Source organism: Stenotrophomonas sp. pho, assembly GCF_006228405.1.
GTDB lineage: Bacteria > Pseudomonadota > Gammaproteobacteria > Xanthomonadales > Xanthomonadaceae > Stenotrophomonas > Stenotrophomonas sepilia.
On the sequence record NZ_CP029759.1, the window covers coordinates 2,479,361 to 2,494,635 of the forward strand.

Annotated in this window: 13 protein-coding genes and 2 pseudogenes; 5 read left to right on the forward strand and 10 right to left on the reverse strand. The window is 67.4% G+C overall.

Features of this window, described 5'->3' with window-relative positions:
* Nucleotides 1–33 precede the first annotated feature (33 nt).
* The 3 genes from DL544_RS11695 to DL544_RS11705 form a co-directional block, all read right to left on the reverse strand.
* A complete protein-coding gene (locus DL544_RS11695; RefSeq protein WP_139727177.1) occupies nucleotides 34–3,156 on the reverse strand; it encodes a TonB-dependent receptor in 3,123 nt (1,040 codons plus the stop codon).
* 182 nt (nucleotides 3,157–3,338) lie between these two features.
* The gene (locus tag DL544_RS11700; protein WP_065186513.1) at nucleotides 3,339–4,295 is read right to left on the reverse strand and encodes a FecR family protein; all 957 of its coding nucleotides are present in this window, start codon (nucleotides 4,293–4,295) and stop codon (nucleotides 3,339–3,341) included.
* A gap of 82 nt (nucleotides 4,296–4,377) precedes the next feature.
* Nucleotides 4,378–4,881 (reverse strand): RNA polymerase sigma factor, encoded by a 504-nt coding sequence (locus DL544_RS11705; protein WP_005416753.1) that lies wholly within the window; start codon nucleotides 4,879–4,881, stop codon nucleotides 4,378–4,380.
* A gap of 321 nt (nucleotides 4,882–5,202) precedes the next feature.
* Here DL544_RS11705 and DL544_RS11715 point away from each other — a divergent pair.
* A pseudogene (locus DL544_RS11715) lies at nucleotides 5,203–5,589 on the forward strand (OsmC family protein); the annotation flags it as partial.
* Nucleotides 5,590–5,663: 74 nt separating this feature from the next.
* Here the strand turns inward: DL544_RS11715 and DL544_RS22480 are convergent.
* From DL544_RS22480 to DL544_RS11745, 6 genes are all read right to left on the reverse strand, one after another.
* Nucleotides 5,664–5,993: a hypothetical protein gene (locus DL544_RS22480; protein ID WP_053500994.1), complete on the reverse strand. Its 330-nt coding sequence runs from the start codon at nucleotides 5,991–5,993 to the stop codon at nucleotides 5,664–5,666.
* Nucleotides 5,994–6,090: 97 nt separating this feature from the next.
* Nucleotides 6,091–7,836, reverse strand: coding sequence for a putative porin (locus DL544_RS11725; RefSeq protein ID WP_139727178.1), 1,746 nt, complete (start codon nucleotides 7,834–7,836; stop codon nucleotides 6,091–6,093).
* Nucleotides 7,837–7,879: 43 nt separating this feature from the next.
* The gene (tolA, locus tag DL544_RS11730) at nucleotides 7,880–8,473 is read right to left on the reverse strand and encodes a cell envelope integrity protein TolA (protein ID WP_255312940.1); all 594 of its coding nucleotides are present in this window, start codon (nucleotides 8,471–8,473) and stop codon (nucleotides 7,880–7,882) included.
* Between the two features lie 109 nt (nucleotides 8,474–8,582).
* On the reverse strand, nucleotides 8,583–8,996 hold the full coding sequence (locus DL544_RS11735; protein ID WP_139727179.1) for an ExbD/TolR family protein: 414 nt from the start codon (nucleotides 8,994–8,996) through the stop codon (nucleotides 8,583–8,585).
* 10 nt (nucleotides 8,997–9,006) lie between these two features.
* Entirely contained in the window at nucleotides 9,007–10,791 is a 1,785-nt protein-coding gene (locus DL544_RS11740) for a DUF2341 domain-containing protein (protein WP_139727180.1), read from the reverse strand.
* A 38-nt stretch (nucleotides 10,792–10,829) separates the two neighbouring features.
* Nucleotides 10,830–12,446 (reverse strand): ShlB/FhaC/HecB family hemolysin secretion/activation protein, encoded by a 1,617-nt coding sequence (locus tag DL544_RS11745; protein WP_139727182.1) that lies wholly within the window; start codon nucleotides 12,444–12,446, stop codon nucleotides 10,830–10,832.
* A 201-nt stretch (nucleotides 12,447–12,647) separates the two neighbouring features.
* Here DL544_RS11745 and DL544_RS11750 point away from each other — a divergent pair, with 201 nt between their 5' ends.
* Nucleotides 12,648–12,983 carry a hypothetical protein gene (locus tag DL544_RS11750; protein WP_053500982.1) on the forward strand — a complete coding sequence of 112 codons (336 nt, stop codon included), beginning with the start codon at nucleotides 12,648–12,650 and terminating at the stop codon, nucleotides 12,981–12,983.
* Between the two features lie 93 nt (nucleotides 12,984–13,076).
* Here the strand turns inward: DL544_RS11750 and DL544_RS11755 are convergent, their stop codons facing one another.
* On the reverse strand, nucleotides 13,077–13,553 hold the full coding sequence (locus tag DL544_RS11755; protein WP_176556922.1) for a general secretion pathway protein: 477 nt from the start codon (nucleotides 13,551–13,553) through the stop codon (nucleotides 13,077–13,079).
* Between the two features lie 103 nt (nucleotides 13,554–13,656).
* Between DL544_RS11755 and gspH the strand changes: the two genes are divergently transcribed.
* From gspH to DL544_RS22485, 3 genes and pseudogenes are all read left to right on the forward strand, one after another.
* Nucleotides 13,657–14,103, forward strand: coding sequence for a type II secretion system minor pseudopilin GspH (gspH, locus tag DL544_RS11760; protein WP_065196397.1), 447 nt, complete (start codon nucleotides 13,657–13,659; stop codon nucleotides 14,101–14,103).
* Nucleotides 14,100–14,462 (forward strand): type II secretion system minor pseudopilin GspI, encoded by a 363-nt coding sequence (gene gspI, locus DL544_RS11765; RefSeq protein ID WP_005416768.1) that lies wholly within the window; start codon nucleotides 14,100–14,102, stop codon nucleotides 14,460–14,462. Before gspH ends, gspI begins: the two co-directional genes overlap by 4 nt.
* Nucleotides 14,459–15,071: pseudogene (locus tag DL544_RS22485) on the forward strand (prepilin-type N-terminal cleavage/methylation domain-containing protein). The gene gspI and the pseudogene DL544_RS22485 overlap by 4 nt, the downstream one beginning before the upstream one ends.
* Nucleotides 15,072–15,275 lie beyond the last annotated feature (204 nt).

A 15,275-nucleotide genomic window follows, 5' to 3' on the forward strand; every position in this document is an offset into this window, starting at 1 on the left:
AGGGAACAACGGGTACAACAACGAGGCAGGTCATCAGAAGCGTGCAGTGACACCGAGCTTCAGCGTGCGCCCTGGCGCCGGCAGCGTGGAGCGCGTGGCCGGGTCGACGTAGTAGCGGTTGCCGAGGTTGGTGCCGACCAGCTCGACGCTGGCATGGTCGTTGATGCGCCAGCGCGCGTAGGCATCGACGGTGGTGATGTTTCCCCAGGTGAACGGCACGTTCTGCCAGATCAGGCCACCACTGCCGGCGTACAGGCGGTCACGGTAGGCCTGCAGGTCCGGGTTCTGGTGGCGCTGGTAATGCACGATGCGGCTGCCCAGCTCCAGGCGCTCATCGAACAGCCGGGTGCCCAGCGACGCGTTCACCGACAAGCGGGGAATGGCCTGGGTCAGCAGGTAGCCGCTGACGAAGCCCTCCTGCACGCAGTTGGGCACCTTGCCGGCGAGTGCGTCGAGCTGCACCGCCATGCTTTCATCACAGACCTTGTTTTCCAGCGTGCGGGTGATGCCCAGGTCGGTGAAGAAGCGGCGGTTGTCGAAGCGCGCCTGCAGCTCCACGCCGCGGATGCGCTGCTTGTCCAGGTTGTCGAACAGGAAATTGCCGTCGCGCTCGATCACGTTGCGGGTCTTGTGCACGTAGTAGGCCAGCTTCACGTCGGCATCAGCGGTGTTGCCGAACACCGCCGACAGGTTGTGCACGTAGCCCACTTCGTAGTTGTAGGCGTGCTCGGGCTTGAGCGGGTACAGCGGGTTCAGGCTGCTGGAGAACGCGATGGTGCTCTCGAACATGCTGGGGAAACGCACCGCCTCGCTGTAGCGGACGTAGGCGCGCGCATTGGGCGAGAAATGCGCGGTGGCCGAGAAGGTCGGCAGCCAGGCATGGTCGCGCCTGCGCTCATTGCGCCCGGACACCGTCTGCGGCGGCCCGCTCTGGATGCTGCACAGGATCTGCGCACCCTGCACCGGCAACAGCCCGGGAATGGCCGCCACCTGGCCATTCAGGCAAGGGTTGCTGGCACGGCTGTAGTTGCCGTCCGCATCCGGCAGCCACGGAATGGTGTGGTCCACCGCAACCGGCGTCTCATACCTGCCCAGCAGGCCCTTCAGCAGATCATCAACGATGAAGCCCATGCCGATGCTGTCCCAGAACGCGCGCTGCGACTCGATGGCGTCGATCTCGCCCTGCAGGCTGGCCGGGCGTTCGGGCAGTTCGTTGACGCGGTAGCGGGCCTCCTTGGGGAACACCGAGGTGGTCATCAGCTCCGGGTGGTCCTGCAGGAAATCATCGAAGGCCCAATAGCGCGCGTAGCGCACGCCGGCACTCAGGGAGAGGAAATCCACCGGCCGCCAGTCCAGCACCAGGTAGCCCTCGCCTTCCTGGCGGCGCCCCGCGCGCGGATACATGCGCCAGCCATCGCTGACGCCGAAGTACGGGTCCGCCGAGCGCAGTTTCTCGAACTGCCAGTTGCCGCCCACGGTCAGGTCCAGGGTGGAATGCAACGCGAAGCGGTTGCTCAGGGTCAGGCCGGTGCGGTCGTTGCGGGCATTGGCCAGCGCGGTATTGCGCAGGATCGGGCTGCTGCCGGGGTTCCAGTCGGGGTTGCTGGCAAAATTGGGGAAGCCGCCAGCGGTGTACGTATCGCTGGTGGTTTCGGTGCGCCACAGGTTGGCACGCAGGTCCAGCCAGCGGCTGCCGGCAGGCTGCCAGTGGTATTCCAGGTTCCAGGCATCGGCATCGACGCGGCTGAGCGGCCACTGGATGCGACCGTAGTCGGGCGCGGACAGGATACGCGAGGGCATGATCTCGCCGTAGTGCGAGAGCGTGCGCCGCCAGGTCGCGCGCAGCTGCTGGTCGTCGCTGATCTGCCAGGTCGCCTTCAGCAACCACGACTCCTGCTCGCTGGAGGTGTTGGGCACCTCGTCGCCGGGCTTGAAGTAGCGCGCCAGCGTGGTGATGTAGTCCAGGCCCTTGTACTCGAACTGCTCGCGCGGATCCCGGTCGTAGTACGCCGCGCCCCGGGTGCCGGAAAAGTAGTTGCCCCGCTTGCGCCAGGCATAGGCCGCCATCAGGTCCACGTGTTCGCCACGCAGGCCCAACGCCAGCCGCCAGGCCTGGTCTTCCCCGGCGAACACATTGGTTTCAGAACCGCGCGACTTCACCGGCACCAGCAGCGTGCTGTCGGCATAAGGTGCCGAGGGCGAGCCCTGCGGGAACCCCGGCACCGTGCGGTAATCCTCGCCGGTATGCAGCCGCGGCAGGCGTGGCGCCACCGCATTGCTGCTGCCTTCGATCTTCAGCTCCCCGCCGAAGCGCTCGCCGGCAGCAACAATGTCGTCAACGTCGATGGTCTTGATCACCAGCGCACCACCAATCCCGCTGTGCACATCGCGCACCAGCCCTGGCCCCTTGATGACCTGGATGCCACCGATCAGGTTGGGATCGATGTAGTTGCGGTTGCTGACGCCGTTGTAGCCGCGCCAGACCGTGAGCGCCTGCTCGCCACCGTCAATGCTGACCGGCACCCGCCCCGGCCCCTGGATGCCGCGGATGTTGATGTCCAGCGCGCCGCTGTTGCGCGCATCACCGCTGAACACACCGACCAGATCCTTGACCACGTCGGCCGGATTGGAGCCGCGGTAGCGCTCCACCCGGTCGCGCCCCGAGTACGCCGTGGTCAGATCCAGCGCGAAGACATCGTCGTAGCCGCGCCGATCGCGGGCCTCGCCCCCTTCCGACTGCAGGCGACCGGCCACGTCCAGTGTTTCGGTCACCCGCACCCCTTCCCCGTCCCCTTCCCCCGCCTCCGCTGCGGCGCGCAGGCTCCAGGTGCCATCCATGCCGCGCTGGGCACGCACCCCACTGCCGCGCAGCAGCTGCTGCAGGGCCTGCATCTGGCTGTACTCGCCGCTCACCGCGCTGGATCGACGGCCCTCCACCAGGTCACTGCGGAAGACCACCTGCACATCGGCCTGGCGGCCAAAGCTGCGCACGGCATCGGCCAACGGTTGTTCCGGAATGGCGTAAGTGCGCAGCGGTGCGGCCACCGCTGCTTGCGCCTGCACCACCGGCACCCAGGCCAACGGCAACAATGCGGTGGAGATCGCCAAGGACAGGACGGTAGCGCGACGATGACAGGCGGATGCCGTGGACGGCATGGACAGGAACTCCTCAAGCGGGGCGGGACCACGGTCACGACCGGTGCCCGGTGGTGTGTCTGGCTTGAGAAGAAACGCGGTTTCGCTCTGGCTATACCTCTATAGACAGCGGGGTACGACGACTGCCCACGGTTTTTTCATGTTTTTTCATGCAGCCTGTTCATGCGTGCTCCGCGGGCGCCTCACCACACCAGCAACGCACCACCGGGCAAGCGCTGCACCCGCAGTCCCGCCTGCGCGGCCACGGCGTCGATGGCCGTGTCCGGTTGCTGCAGATGGAACAGGCCACTGACCCGCACGCGTGTGCCCTGCCCGGCCACCACCCAGACCGGGGCACGCCGGTAGCGGCCGAGATCGGCGATGGCCTGCGCGGCAGGCAGACCGTCGATCACCACCTCACCACGGCGCCACGGCGCCATCGCCTCCGGCGCGGCCTCCCGCAGCGGCTGCAACCAGCGCCCGTCACGGAACGCGCGCACCTGCCCGGCGCGCAGGCGCTGCACGCTGCCATCGCCCGGGCGCACATCGACCACGCCCTCGCTGACGTCGGTGGTGATGGTGGCGCCCTGCATCGACACGCTGAACGCCGTACCGATATCGCGGATCTGGCCACCGCCGGCCTCGACCTGGAACGGTCGCTGCTCATGCGCCACCTGGAACCAGGCCTGCCCGCGCAGCAGCTGCACGCGCCGCTGCTGGCCATCGAACGTGAATGCCAGTGCGGTGCAGGCATCGAGTACCGCCGTGCTGCCGTCGTCCAGCCGCACCACGCGCGGCGCATCACTGCTGCGCACATCGCTGCGCGCCAGCAGCAACGCGTGTGGTGCGGCCGCGACCATCAGCACTGCGGCCGCAGCACTGGCGAGCAGCCAGGGCAGACGGCGGCGCGGTGCGATCGGGCGCAGCCCCTGCCGATCTGCGGTCAGCTCGGGCAGCGCTGCCAGCACCTCCGGCCCGGCAGCGTCCAACCGCTGCCAGAAGGCCTGCTGCTGGCGCCAGGCCCGCGCGTGGCGGGGATCGGCCTGCAGCCAGCGCTGCAGGGCTCGTTGCTGGCGTTCCGGCAGCGGGCCTGCACTGCGCAGTATCACCCAGCGCAACGCCTGCCTGGCCTGACGCGGCGAGGGTTCGGAGGTGGTCATGATTGTGGCCTGCCGCACCACGAACGGGTGCGCTTTCCTGTTGTGACAACGGCGGGCGCGATCTGCCCACGGTAATCGCCGCTCATCGCCGCGCCCCCTGCTGATGCTGTTGGATCAGCAACGCTGCACGCAGCACATGCTTGCCGACCAGACTCTTGGAAATGCCGAGGCGCGCAGCGATCTCACGCTCGCTCAGGCCCAGGTATCGATTGAGGACAAAGCACTCGCGCACCTGGACCGGCAGGGCGAGGATGGTCTGGGTGATCTCGCGTAGCTGCGCCTGGTCCAGCGCCTGTGCCTCGCCATCGCGACTGGCCTCGGCCATGTCGACGGCGTACTCGGCCATGGCACGTCGCTCGCGGGCGTCGGCCTGGCTGCGGTTGAGCGCATGATGGTAGGCCATCCGGTACAGATAGCCGCGCGGCTCCAGGATGGGCGGATCGCCGGGCACGCTGCTGGCCTTCAGGTACAGGTTCTGCAGGGTGTCCTCGGTACTGGCCGGGTCGAGATAGCGTGCGATGAAGCGGGACAACGCGCGGCGCTCGCGGATCAGCAGCTCGACCAGCGCCAGGGCATTGGGAGACATAGGTGCCAAGGCCGGACCGGGGAATGATGGGCGTGATGGCGACGGTCCGGACGTGGATTGTGGGCTGCGCGGCCGTGGGCGGCAAGCCGCGGGCTCGTTCATCCACGCATGGCAGGTGCTCTGCGAACTGCAGCGCGACTGGGCCCGCTCGGCAACGGTCCCGGATTTCATGAACCTCTTCATCGCAACCGGTGGTACCGCGGGCATCCAGTTCTCGTACGATCGTACCGAGTGATGGGGTGGCGGCCCCGGTCCTGGCTGGGGCCGCCCTTTTTGGCGCAGTCGAGCGTGGCTCGACGCCACAGACAGATGGAGAACGTGATGGCCTACGCACACATTGTTTCGACCGCCGACGACTATCTGCACCACATCAGCAACGGCAGCTTTGATGTCGATGCGGACGAGCCTGCCTCGCTGGGTGGCCAGGGCAAGGGCTTTGCGCCGTTCGACCTGTACCTGGCCTCGCTGGCGGCGTGTACCGCCATCACCCTGCGCATGTATGCGCAGCGCAAGGGCTGGGATCTGGGCGAGTTCCATGCCGAGCTGCGCTCGGAACGTGACGAGGATGGACGTTTCCACGTGCACCGCGTGCTGCATGCCAGCGCCGAGCTGAGTGATGCGCAGTGGCAGCGGTTGCTGGAGGTGGTGGAGAAGACCCCGGTGACCCTGGTGATGCGCGAGGGTGCACGCATCACCAGTGAGCACGGGGTGCTGCGTAACCCCATCCACGCATGGCGTGGATCTACTGTAGAGCCAAACCCATGCCCGGCTCTGCAAAAGGCTCAGCGCCGTGAATGCAGTACGGTGCGCTGGCGCATCGCGTTGAATTCCTGCTCTACCTGCTGGATATCCTCGGCCTGGAACCCGGCCGCGTCCAGCAGTTCGTCGGCGGCGGCGGCGGCCAGCGGATCATCGTCACGCTGGCGCCAGCAGCGCGCTGGCAGGAAATACCCCACTTCGCTGCGCCCGCGCATGATCACCACCGGCCGGCCTGCGTACAGCAGGAACTCCGCCAGGTGCTGGCGCAGCCCCTCCACCGAGACATAGGCCGGGCCGATGCCCAGCGATCGGCTGGACGGTTCGGAACTCTCGAACAGCTTGCGACGGCTCATCCACTCCTCCTTATGTGCAGCGCGTGGTCTCCTTTCCTTAGACGGGCGCATCGCTGCGCCCCCGCCACGCACTACGTGATCCACATCACGCCGTCACTCAGAACCCGGTATTGAACTCCAGCTGGAACACATCGATCGACAGTGGAGCACCGGACACTTCCTTGGCCGCCATCCACTTGCCGCTGATCCAGCTGCGCGCGTCCAGCGCGTAGGCGCCGCCCACGTAGTAGCCGCGGGCATTGGTGCCTCCGAGGTGGAAGTTCGGGTCGTTGTAGGCGTCCGGCAGCGCATCGGCCTCGATGCGCTTGTAGCCCAGCAGCGCCTGCCACTGGCCCTTCTCCTTCAGGTCGGTGGCACCGAAGGTGGCCTGCACCATCCAGGCGGTGTCGCCGCTGCGGAAGGTGTCGATGCTGGCGGTACCACCGGCGCCGTAGTTGTTGACGATGCCGTTGTTGGCGCGGCTGAACATCGCCTGCTTGTCGTAGGCCAGGTTGCGGATGTAGTCGCCGTCTAGGCGCAGGCCGATGCCCTGGGCCAGCTGCGTATCCCAGCGCAGGTTCAGCGTGGCCAGGCGGAATGCCGAGGCCAGGCCGACGTACTGCGGGGTGGGCGTGTTGGCTGGATCCAGCGGGTTGCGTGCGATGTCGCGGATCAGCATCAGGGTGTTGCCCTTCTGCATGAACGCCGGGCGCGACCAGTCGGTATCGCAGCCCACCGCGCCCGCATACAGCGCGCACGGCGAGGACAGGCGGCCGCTGATGTTCTTGAAGTCGTAGTAACCCAGCGCCGCGCGCAGCGCGTTGTCATCGTTGAAACGCCAGTTCACGCCGACCTGTGCACCGGACAGCCACTTGTTCTCGTTCGGGGTCTTGACCCGGCTCTGGCTGGGCGCGCTGTCGGAGGTGTACTCCAGCGGTACCACCGCCAGATTGCCGAACAGGCCAAGGTCACCGCCGTCGAAGTCGTACTGCAGGTTGGCGGCCAGGCCATCGAAGTTCAGGTCGTTGGAGAACAGCGTATCGCTGGTCCAGAACGGATTGCCGAAGCGGCCGCCGCGCACCGTCACCCAGTCGGCCGGGCTATAGGCCAGCCAGGCCTGGTCCAGCCACACGTCCTTCTTGCTCAGGCCACCACCCAGCTGCTCGGTGGTTGACACCGGGCCATTGCTGCTGCCGCTGGCCAGGCGCACGCCAGCCGTGGTGTGCTGGCCGATGGTCGCCTCGATGCCGAGGCGGGCGCGGATGCGCCACAGGTTGCGGCGGTCCTGGCGGGTGTTCAGCAGCGGTGGCAGCTGCAGGTTGGTGTTGGTATTGGTGTCGAAGCCGTTGCCGGAATTGATCGACGACCAGTTGCTGACGATGTCGCTGTTGCGTTCGGAGAAGAAGCGCGACTCGCTCCGCACGCGCATGTCACCGGTGACCTTGATGCGCTTGGTCCACTCAGCCACTTCGTTCGGCGCCGCCCAGCCCTCGGACCTGGCCTGCGTCATCACCTCCTGGCGCACTTCGTCACGAATGCCGTCGCGCACGCTCTGCGGTACGTACGGCACGCGCACGTCACCGGCCTCCAGGGCCACGCCACCACTGGCGGCCGGTGTCCCGGCGGCCGCGGTGTGCTGCAACGCTGCTGCTTCGGCCTGCGCCTGCACCAGCAATGCCTGGCCGTCTTCGGGTTTCAGTGCACCGCTGGCGATCAACCCCTTGATCAGCTTGACCATGGTGGTTTCGGCGGCCATCGCGCCGGCCGGGGCGGCCAGGTTGAGCAGCACGGCGCAGCACAGCAGCGCCCGTCGGGCCGGCCGCGGGCGGCGGGAATCGGTTCGTGCGCGGACGTGGTCGTTCATCACGGTTCTCATCGAATGAAGGGAAATCATGGAGGTCGGGGAATCAGGCCCCGGGCCGGCGGCCCTGGATCAGGACGCGGGCGGGGAAATCAAGCGACGGCGGCGGTGCCTGGTCGACCTTGCCGATGCGACGCAGTGCATCGAGCACGGCCGCGTCGGCCTCCTCGTTGCCACTGCCACGCACCAGCTCGACCTTTTCCAGGCGACCATCGCTGGCCAGCCACACATTCACCTGCAACTGGAACGCCAGGCGCTTGACCTTGTCGTCGCGCGAGATCGCCTGCTGCATCAGGTAGCCGAGGTAGCGCCCATAGGTGGCGTTGCCGGCACCGCCACGACCGACACCGGACGAACCGCCACCACTGCCGGACTGGATGCCGAAGTTGTCGCCACCGGCCTGCGCGTCGGCGTTCATCGTCACCGGATCGCTGTTGTCCGGGGTCGGCGTCGGCTCTTCGGCCGGCGTCGGCTGATCCAGCGGCTCCGGTTCGGGCATCGTCTCTTCCGGCGGCGTTTCCGGTTCCGGCGGTTCTTCCGGTGGCGGCGGGGTGGCGGAGGCGGTGGCGGCAACGCCAGCATCGGCGGCTGCACCACCGGCCGGCGGGTGCTGGCGGTGTCCTTGAACAACAGCCACCACAGCGCGACGCCGAGCACCAGCAACGCGACCAGCACCAGCGCGACGGTCACCAGCAACGGGCGACCACGCATGCCGGGCTCCGGCCGGGGGGTTGATGGGCGGTCATGCCTCAGCCCTGCGCCTTGCCGGTGACCAGGCCCACCTGGGCCAGCTCCAGGCGCCGCAGCAGGTCCAGCACCTCGACCACGCGGGCATACTGCACCTGTGCGTCTCCGCGCACGATCACCGGGAAATCCGGCGTGGTCGCGCGCTCGGTACGCAACCGGTCTTCCAGCTCGGCCATCGTCACCGGGTAGGCATCCAGGAACACCTGGCCGCTGGGGTCGATGGTGATCGCCTTGGTCTTCGGCTTCTCCAGCGCCACGCTGTTGCTCGCCTTCGGCAGGTTGACCTCGATACCGGGGACGGAGGCGTTGCTGGTCAGGATGAAGATCACCAGCACCACCAGCAGCACGTCGACGAAGGGCGTCACGTTGATGCCCTTCTCGCGCTTCTTGATGCCGAACTTCGCCTTCTGGCCCATGGCGCGCTCCTCAGCCCTGGACCGCGGCCGGGCCGCGCCCGTCCTGCTCTTCAGCCAGGCGCGCGGCGAACTCGTCGATGAACACCGCCATGTCCGCGCCGATCGCTTCGGCACGCGCGCCCAGGTAGTTGTAGCCGAACAGCGCCGGGATCGCGACGCCGAGGCCAGCCGCAGTACACAGCAACGCTGCGGCCATGCCGGGTGCCACCGAGTTGATGTCGACCGCGCCAGCCATCGCCGCCACCACGAACACCAGCATGATGCCGATCACGGTGCCGAACAGGCCCACATACGGGGCCCCCTCGATGGTGGTCGACAGCCAGTTCATGCGCCGTGCCATCGCCTCCTGCTCACGCACCATCACCGCATCCATCGAGGCACGGATCGCCGCGATGGTGGCACCACTGAGGTAACCGCTGTTGCCATCGCGCTGGTGGCGCTGCTGCATTTCATCGATGGCCACCTGGTAGATGCGCCACAACGAGCCATCGTGCATCGCGGCCGGCGCCTTGCCCTGGCGGTCCATGTCGGACAGGGTGCGCAGCGGCACGCCGGACAGCTTGCCGAAGCTCTCGGTGAACACCGCATTGGCCTTGCTGGTACGGCCGAAGTGCCGCCCCTTGGCGATCATGATCGCCCACGACAGCAGCATCATCAGGCCGAGGATCGCGACCACCACCCAGGCATCGAACGGCATCGCCTTGAGGATGAAGGCGAAGTGGCTCTGCCCGGCTGACTGCTCGTCCGCGCCGTAGCTGATCAGCCGCGAATCGGCACCCTGTGCGGTGGCATCGGCCAGCAGCAGCGCGGCCGGCCGTGCCACGCGCGAGACGCGCAGTTCATCCAGCGCACCTTCGAAGTTGGCCAGTGGCTGCACCGCCCCCGGCGCATCGGCACCCACCACCGGAGCCGTGCCCAGCGCCGGCAGCGCACCGCTCAGCTGGGCAACGACGCGCCCGTTGAGGTACAGCTGCAACGCGCCCTTCTCTGCCGTCAGTGCAACGTGTGCCCACTGTCCTTCCGGAACCGGCTGCGCGGGCGTGCTGCGCTGGCCATTGAGCTGCACGAACGGCACGCGGTTCTCGATGCCCAGCACCAGCTCGGATGCGCCGTCGCGACGCGCATAGATCGCCTGCGCCGCAGTGTTGCCGCCCGGCTTGATCCAGGCTGAAACGGTGAGCGGCGCGCCCGCTTCCTGAGCCAGCGATGCGCTGGCCGGCAGCGGCAGCGGACCGGCGCCCAGCTGCACGCCACGGCCGATCACCGAGCCTTCCGACGGCGGCACCACCGCACCGGCATTGTTGCCATAGGCGGTGGTGTCGCGTGCCGGCGCATTGGCCTCGGCAAAGTGGTAGACCAGCGTGTAGTCCGGATCGAACACCTGCTGGCCGTTGCCGCTGGCCGGTGCCTTCTCATTGCCGTAGTACATCCAGATCGTCTGCGGCGCGGCAGCGCTGACTGCCGGTACGTCGACCCAGACCAGGGCCAGGCCCATCCTGGGATCGAACTGTTCGATCTGGTGGGCCAGCACGGTACGGCCATCACCCGAGACGAAGCGCAGGTCGTTGCCCGCATCCTGGGTTCCGTCGAAGCCGAAGTTGCCGGTATGCAGGCGCAGCAGCAGCGGCGTGCGGCCCGGGTCACCGGCCAGGCCCGCGCCCTGCGGGCCGGCGTCGATGGTGATCGGCTTGCGGTACTTCCATTCGGCCTGCCACCAATTGGAATCGGCCGCAGCCACCGGCAGCGCAACCAGCGCGGCCAGCAGCAACAACACTCGGGAAAGCAAACGGTCCATGCGAAGGGTCTCCGGAGAACGCATGTTCAAGGGAAGGGTCAGTAACTGGTGCTGATGTTGAAATGCAGGCGCGGGTCGTCCTTGCGCGTGACCGGGCCATCGGCATACGGCCAGGCGTAGTCCAGGCGCAGTTGCAGGTGTTGACCCAGGCGCAGCTGCGCGCCCAGGCCGACCGAGGCCAGGTTGTACTTGTCGCGCTGTTCGGGCAGCGGCTGGCGCAGGCGCAGATAGGCCGCGTCGGCAAAGCTGTAGACGCGCAGGTCGGTGCCGCGCCACAGTGACCACGCAGGCGTGCGCCATTCCAGGCTGGCCAGGCCGCCGTAGTCGCCGATCGCCTCGGCCGACAGGTAGCCGCGCACGGTGTACATTCCACCTGCGGCGAACTGCTCGGCCGACACCAGTGGCGCATCGGTTACCTGCAGCGAGCCGCGCGCATACCATTGCCAGTCGCTGCCGAAGGTATGCGTGTTGGCCACGTCGGCCTTGAACGCCACGAAACTCGGGTCGGCCCAGTAGCGCTTCTGCCCGAACGCGGTGGCGTCACTGCCGTAGCCGAACAAGCGACGCGTACCGGCCACCAGCTGGGTGTTGATGCTCAACTGATCCTGCTCGCCCTGGCGTACACCGACAAACGCCAGAGTGATCGGCGCGTACCTCAGCGGCGTCTTCAGGCTCTCCTTGCCCATCTGCGTGTCTTCCTCGGTGTCCTTGAAATCCACGCCGAGGCTGAGCTGGCGCCACCACTGGCTGCTGCCCGGCAGGCGGTAGTTGAGCTTGAGGCCGATCGAATGGCCGTTGCCGATCACATTGGTGCCGGTGCCGGTACCGACCTGCCCACCTGCATTCAACACGCGGCTGTCGGATCTGTAGCCGGAGGCTTCCAGGCTCCACGGCGTACCTTCGAACGGCATCGTGTACGAGGCCGAGAACACCTCGGCCTGCTTCGTGTCTTCCGGCGCCAGATACACGCCGAGGTTGGCGCTGTGCCCACGCTTCCACAGGTTGTCGTAGGCCAGCGATGCACTCAGGCGCAGCTTCTCGGTGTCGGCGCTATGGTCGTTGTTGAGTGACGCACTGGCACGCCACGGCGACTTCTCCTCGACCTGCAGGTCCACATCCATCGTGCCCGGCACCTGGCCTTCGCGCACCAGTGGCATCACCTGGCGACGTCCGCCTTCGTTCAGTGCGGTCAATTCCTTCTGGACCTGGTCGAAGTCAGGCACCTTGCCCTCGGCCAGCGCCGGTACACGTTCCCGAATGCGTTCGGGCGACTCGTGGCGGGTGCCGACCACGCGCAGCTGGCCGATCGGCGTCTGCTGCACCTTCAGCAGCACCACGCCCCCACTGACCTGCTGCTCGGGTAGCTCGACGTAGACCGACTGGTAGCCGGCCTGCTGGTAGAGCGCATGGACCGCATCGCGCGCCTTCTCAACATCGGCCAGGGTCTTGCCCGGGCCGAGGAACGGTTCCACCGCACGTTCAATCTGCCGCGGATCGAGCACCGTGTTGCCGCGCACGACGTATTCGTTGATGTTCACGCTGGGCGCGGGTGCTGCCTCCTGCGCGAACAGCGGCAGCGGCATCGCGGCCAGGGCCAGCACCAGCGGATGCAGGCACAGCGGAAGGCGAACGGCTCGGCACGGAACAGGATTCATTGAAGGCATCGCGTCGTATCGAAGGGAGGGGCCAGGGAGCGGCGCGTGGATCTACCAACAGGACGTGTACATCGCGTCAAAGCCGCCAACAGTTTTGTGACAGCACTGTCATCTTTTGAAAGCGCCGCAACGCACGCAGGCGGACCCTGCCTTGGCCACCCGTCTTCATTGCAGGACATCGATTGCTGCGGGAGATTCGAGATGTGTGAATCGTTGATGCCGGACCTGCGCGCTGCCCTCGCCCTCGCCCTGCTGCTGGCGCTGCCATCGGGTCGCGCCGACGAGGCGAAGAAGCAGGAAGAAGCTGCGCCCTGCATCGAAGTACTGGTCAACGGCGAGCGGATTCCGGCCTGGGACTGTCTGCAACGCAAGCTGGCGCCTGCGACAAGGCCGGCGAAGTCGGCGGCGCTCCCCGAAGCCGAACGCCTGATGCAGCAGCCCGGCAACCAGCTGATGCAGTACAACCTGGAAGGCACGCGGCAGCGCATGGGCGATGCGTTCGGTCGCTCGGTGGTGCCGCAGCGACCTGCGCGCTGAGCCTCCGCAGCTGTGGGGCTGAGCGCGCGCTCGGCTGTCTTTGCATTCATCGGCGATGCCACGGCGCGAAAGCCGCCGAGCGCAGGCTCGGCGCTACTGCGTGCCGCTCTGCCGACCGGCCGGCACGATGCCATCGCTTGGTACCGGCGGCAGCTCGGGAACCGGCAGGCTGCGCAACTGCCCCGCCTGGTTCAGCTCCACCGCGTTGGCGCTGATGCTGGCGAGAACCGTGCAGGGCCCCAACCGCTGACCCGGCGCGTACGCTTCGGCAGGACGCCCATCCACCGAAAGCAGCGCCAGCGGTGCGTGGTCGCCGGCCAACACGCCCAGCACCACCACCTCGGTCTGCACTGCGCCGGGGGACAACAGGCGCACCAGCGGCAGGCTGGCCACTGCATCGAACATCGGCCGCACCGGCGCCTCGGCTTTCGCCTCGCTGGCCACGGCCGCCGGCGCCACCGCAGACAGGGTGACGCTCCAGTAGGCCACCACCGCCAGCAGCAGCGCCGCCGCCAGCAGGGCCAACATGCGATTGCGATCCCAGCGCCTGCCGTCCATGTTCCGCACCATCGCCACGTTCATGTCTGCCCACGCTAGCAGGTGCGGCTGACGCTTTTGTTTCATCATGCGGGCCTACGCTGGCAGGCATCGACCCGGACAGGAGGCAACGTCGATGCAGCGCGTGCCGCGTGGTTTCACCCTGCTGGAACTGATGGTGGTGCTGGTGATCATCGGTATCTGCACGGCGGGTATCGGGCTGGGCCTGGGCAGCCTGCTCGACCCGGGCCGGCAGCTGCGACAGGAAGCCGAACAGTTGGCGCAGCGCCTGCAGGTGGCGCGCGACGAGGCCCGGATCGATGGCCGCCCCCTGCGCTGGCAGGCCGACGCCGCCGGCTACCGCTTCAGCCGCCGCGAAGGCACCCGTTGGGTGGATGTGCAGCGCGACGACCTGCTGCGCCCACAACCATGGCAGCTGGCGGGCATCGCGGTGCAGCCGACCACGCCGATTGAACTGAGCCCCGAATGGATTGGCGTGGCGTGGGAGTTGACGCTGTCGTTGCAGGGCCGCCAGCTGCGTCTTCGTGATGATGGCAGCGGACAGTTGCAGGTCGTGCAGTGAAGCGGAACAGGCACGGGTTCACCCTGATCGAAGTGCTGATCGCATTGGCGATCGTTTCAATCGCACTGGCGGCGGTGATGCGTTCGGTGGCGGTGGCTACCGACGATCAATCGCGCCTGCGCGACCGTCGGCTGGCACTGATGTGCGCGCAGGACCGCTGGCAGGAGCTGCGCCTGGCTGGGCAGCCGCCGCAGGATGCACGGCAGCGCTGCGTGCAGGGGCGCAGCACGTTCCTGGTGCTGCAACATCTCGGCACCGGCAGCGACAGCCAGCCGCAACTGGAACTGAGCGTGGTGGCCGAAGATGCACCGCAGCAGTCCCTGGCGCGGATGCAGCTGCCATGGACCACCATGCAATGAAGCGGGTCGCGCGTGGCTTCACCCTGATCGAAGTGATGATCGCGATCACCATCATGGGTGTGCTGGCGCTGATCTGCTGGCGTGCGCTGGACAGCGTGGCCAGCAGCGACCAGCGCCTGCGCCGGGCCGATGCCGAAACCACGACGGCGCTGCGCATCCTGCAGCAGTTCCAGCGCGATATCGAGATGCGTGCCGACGACGCGCTGATGAATGGTGCAGTGCGTCCGGCCGATCAACCGCAGCGGCTGCTGCCTCCGTCCCTGGTAAGCGAACGGCACCCGGATGGCAGCTTCGCGCTGGAGATCACCCGCAGTGTCGGCAGTGATGGACTACGCTGGCAGCGGGTGCGCTGGTGGCGGCAGGGCAATACGCTGTGGCGGGCCAGTGGCGCGGCGACGGATCGATACCCCTGCCCGCGCCTGAGCCGTCGAAAGGCATTGCGGTGGCCAGGGATGTGCAGCGGTTCGAGATACGCGCCTGGCAGCCGGGCGCGGGTGGGCGCTGTTGCCGAGCGAAGGCGAGGTGCTGCCGGCCACCGGGCTGGAACTGCGGTTGGGCCTGCGCGATGGGCGTGGGCCGCTGAGCTACCGGCGGGTGCTGGAGCTTTAGGATTCCTCCCAGGCAAAGCATCCACGCATGGCGTGGATCTACTGCCGAGCGGCTTCTACTGCCCGGCCTGCTTTGGTGGGTGCCGACCTTGGTCGGCACTGATGCTGGCCCAGCCATCCACGCATGGCGTGGATCTACTGCCGAGCGGCTTCTACTGCCCGGCCTGCCCTGGTGGGTGCCGACCGTTGGTCGGCACTGATGCTG

Coding starts and splice junctions, on each gene's coding strand:
- DL544_RS22480 (WP_053500994.1), bottom strand. CDS start 5,993: ATGAGCCGTCGCAAGCTGTTCGAGAGTTCCGAACCGTCCAGCCGATCG.
- DL544_RS11725 (WP_139727178.1), bottom strand. CDS start 7,836: ATGAACGACCACGTCCGCGCACGAACCGATTCCCGCCGCCCGCGGCCG.
- DL544_RS11750 (WP_053500982.1), top strand. CDS start 12,648: ATGTGTGAATCGTTGATGCCGGACCTGCGCGCTGCCCTCGCCCTCGCC.
- gspH (WP_065196397.1), top strand. CDS start 13,657: ATGCAGCGCGTGCCGCGTGGTTTCACCCTGCTGGAACTGATGGTGGTG.
- DL544_RS11695 (WP_139727177.1), bottom strand. CDS start 3,156: ATGCCGTCCACGGCATCCGCCTGTCATCGTCGCGCTACCGTCCTGTCC.
- DL544_RS11735 (WP_139727179.1), bottom strand. CDS start 8,996: ATGGGCCAGAAGGCGAAGTTCGGCATCAAGAAGCGCGAGAAGGGCATC.
- DL544_RS11705 (WP_005416753.1), bottom strand. CDS start 4,881: ATGTCTCCCAATGCCCTGGCGCTGGTCGAGCTGCTGATCCGCGAGCGC.
- DL544_RS11745 (WP_139727182.1), bottom strand. CDS start 12,446: ATGAATCCTGTTCCGTGCCGAGCCGTTCGCCTTCCGCTGTGCCTGCAT.
- DL544_RS11755 (WP_176556922.1), bottom strand. CDS start 13,553: ATGGTGCGGAACATGGACGGCAGGCGCTGGGATCGCAATCGCATGTTG.
- DL544_RS11740 (WP_139727180.1), bottom strand. CDS start 10,791: ATGGACCGTTTGCTTTCCCGAGTGTTGTTGCTGCTGGCCGCGCTGGTT.
- DL544_RS11700 (WP_065186513.1), bottom strand. CDS start 4,295: ATGACCACCTCCGAACCCTCGCCGCGTCAGGCCAGGCAGGCGTTGCGC.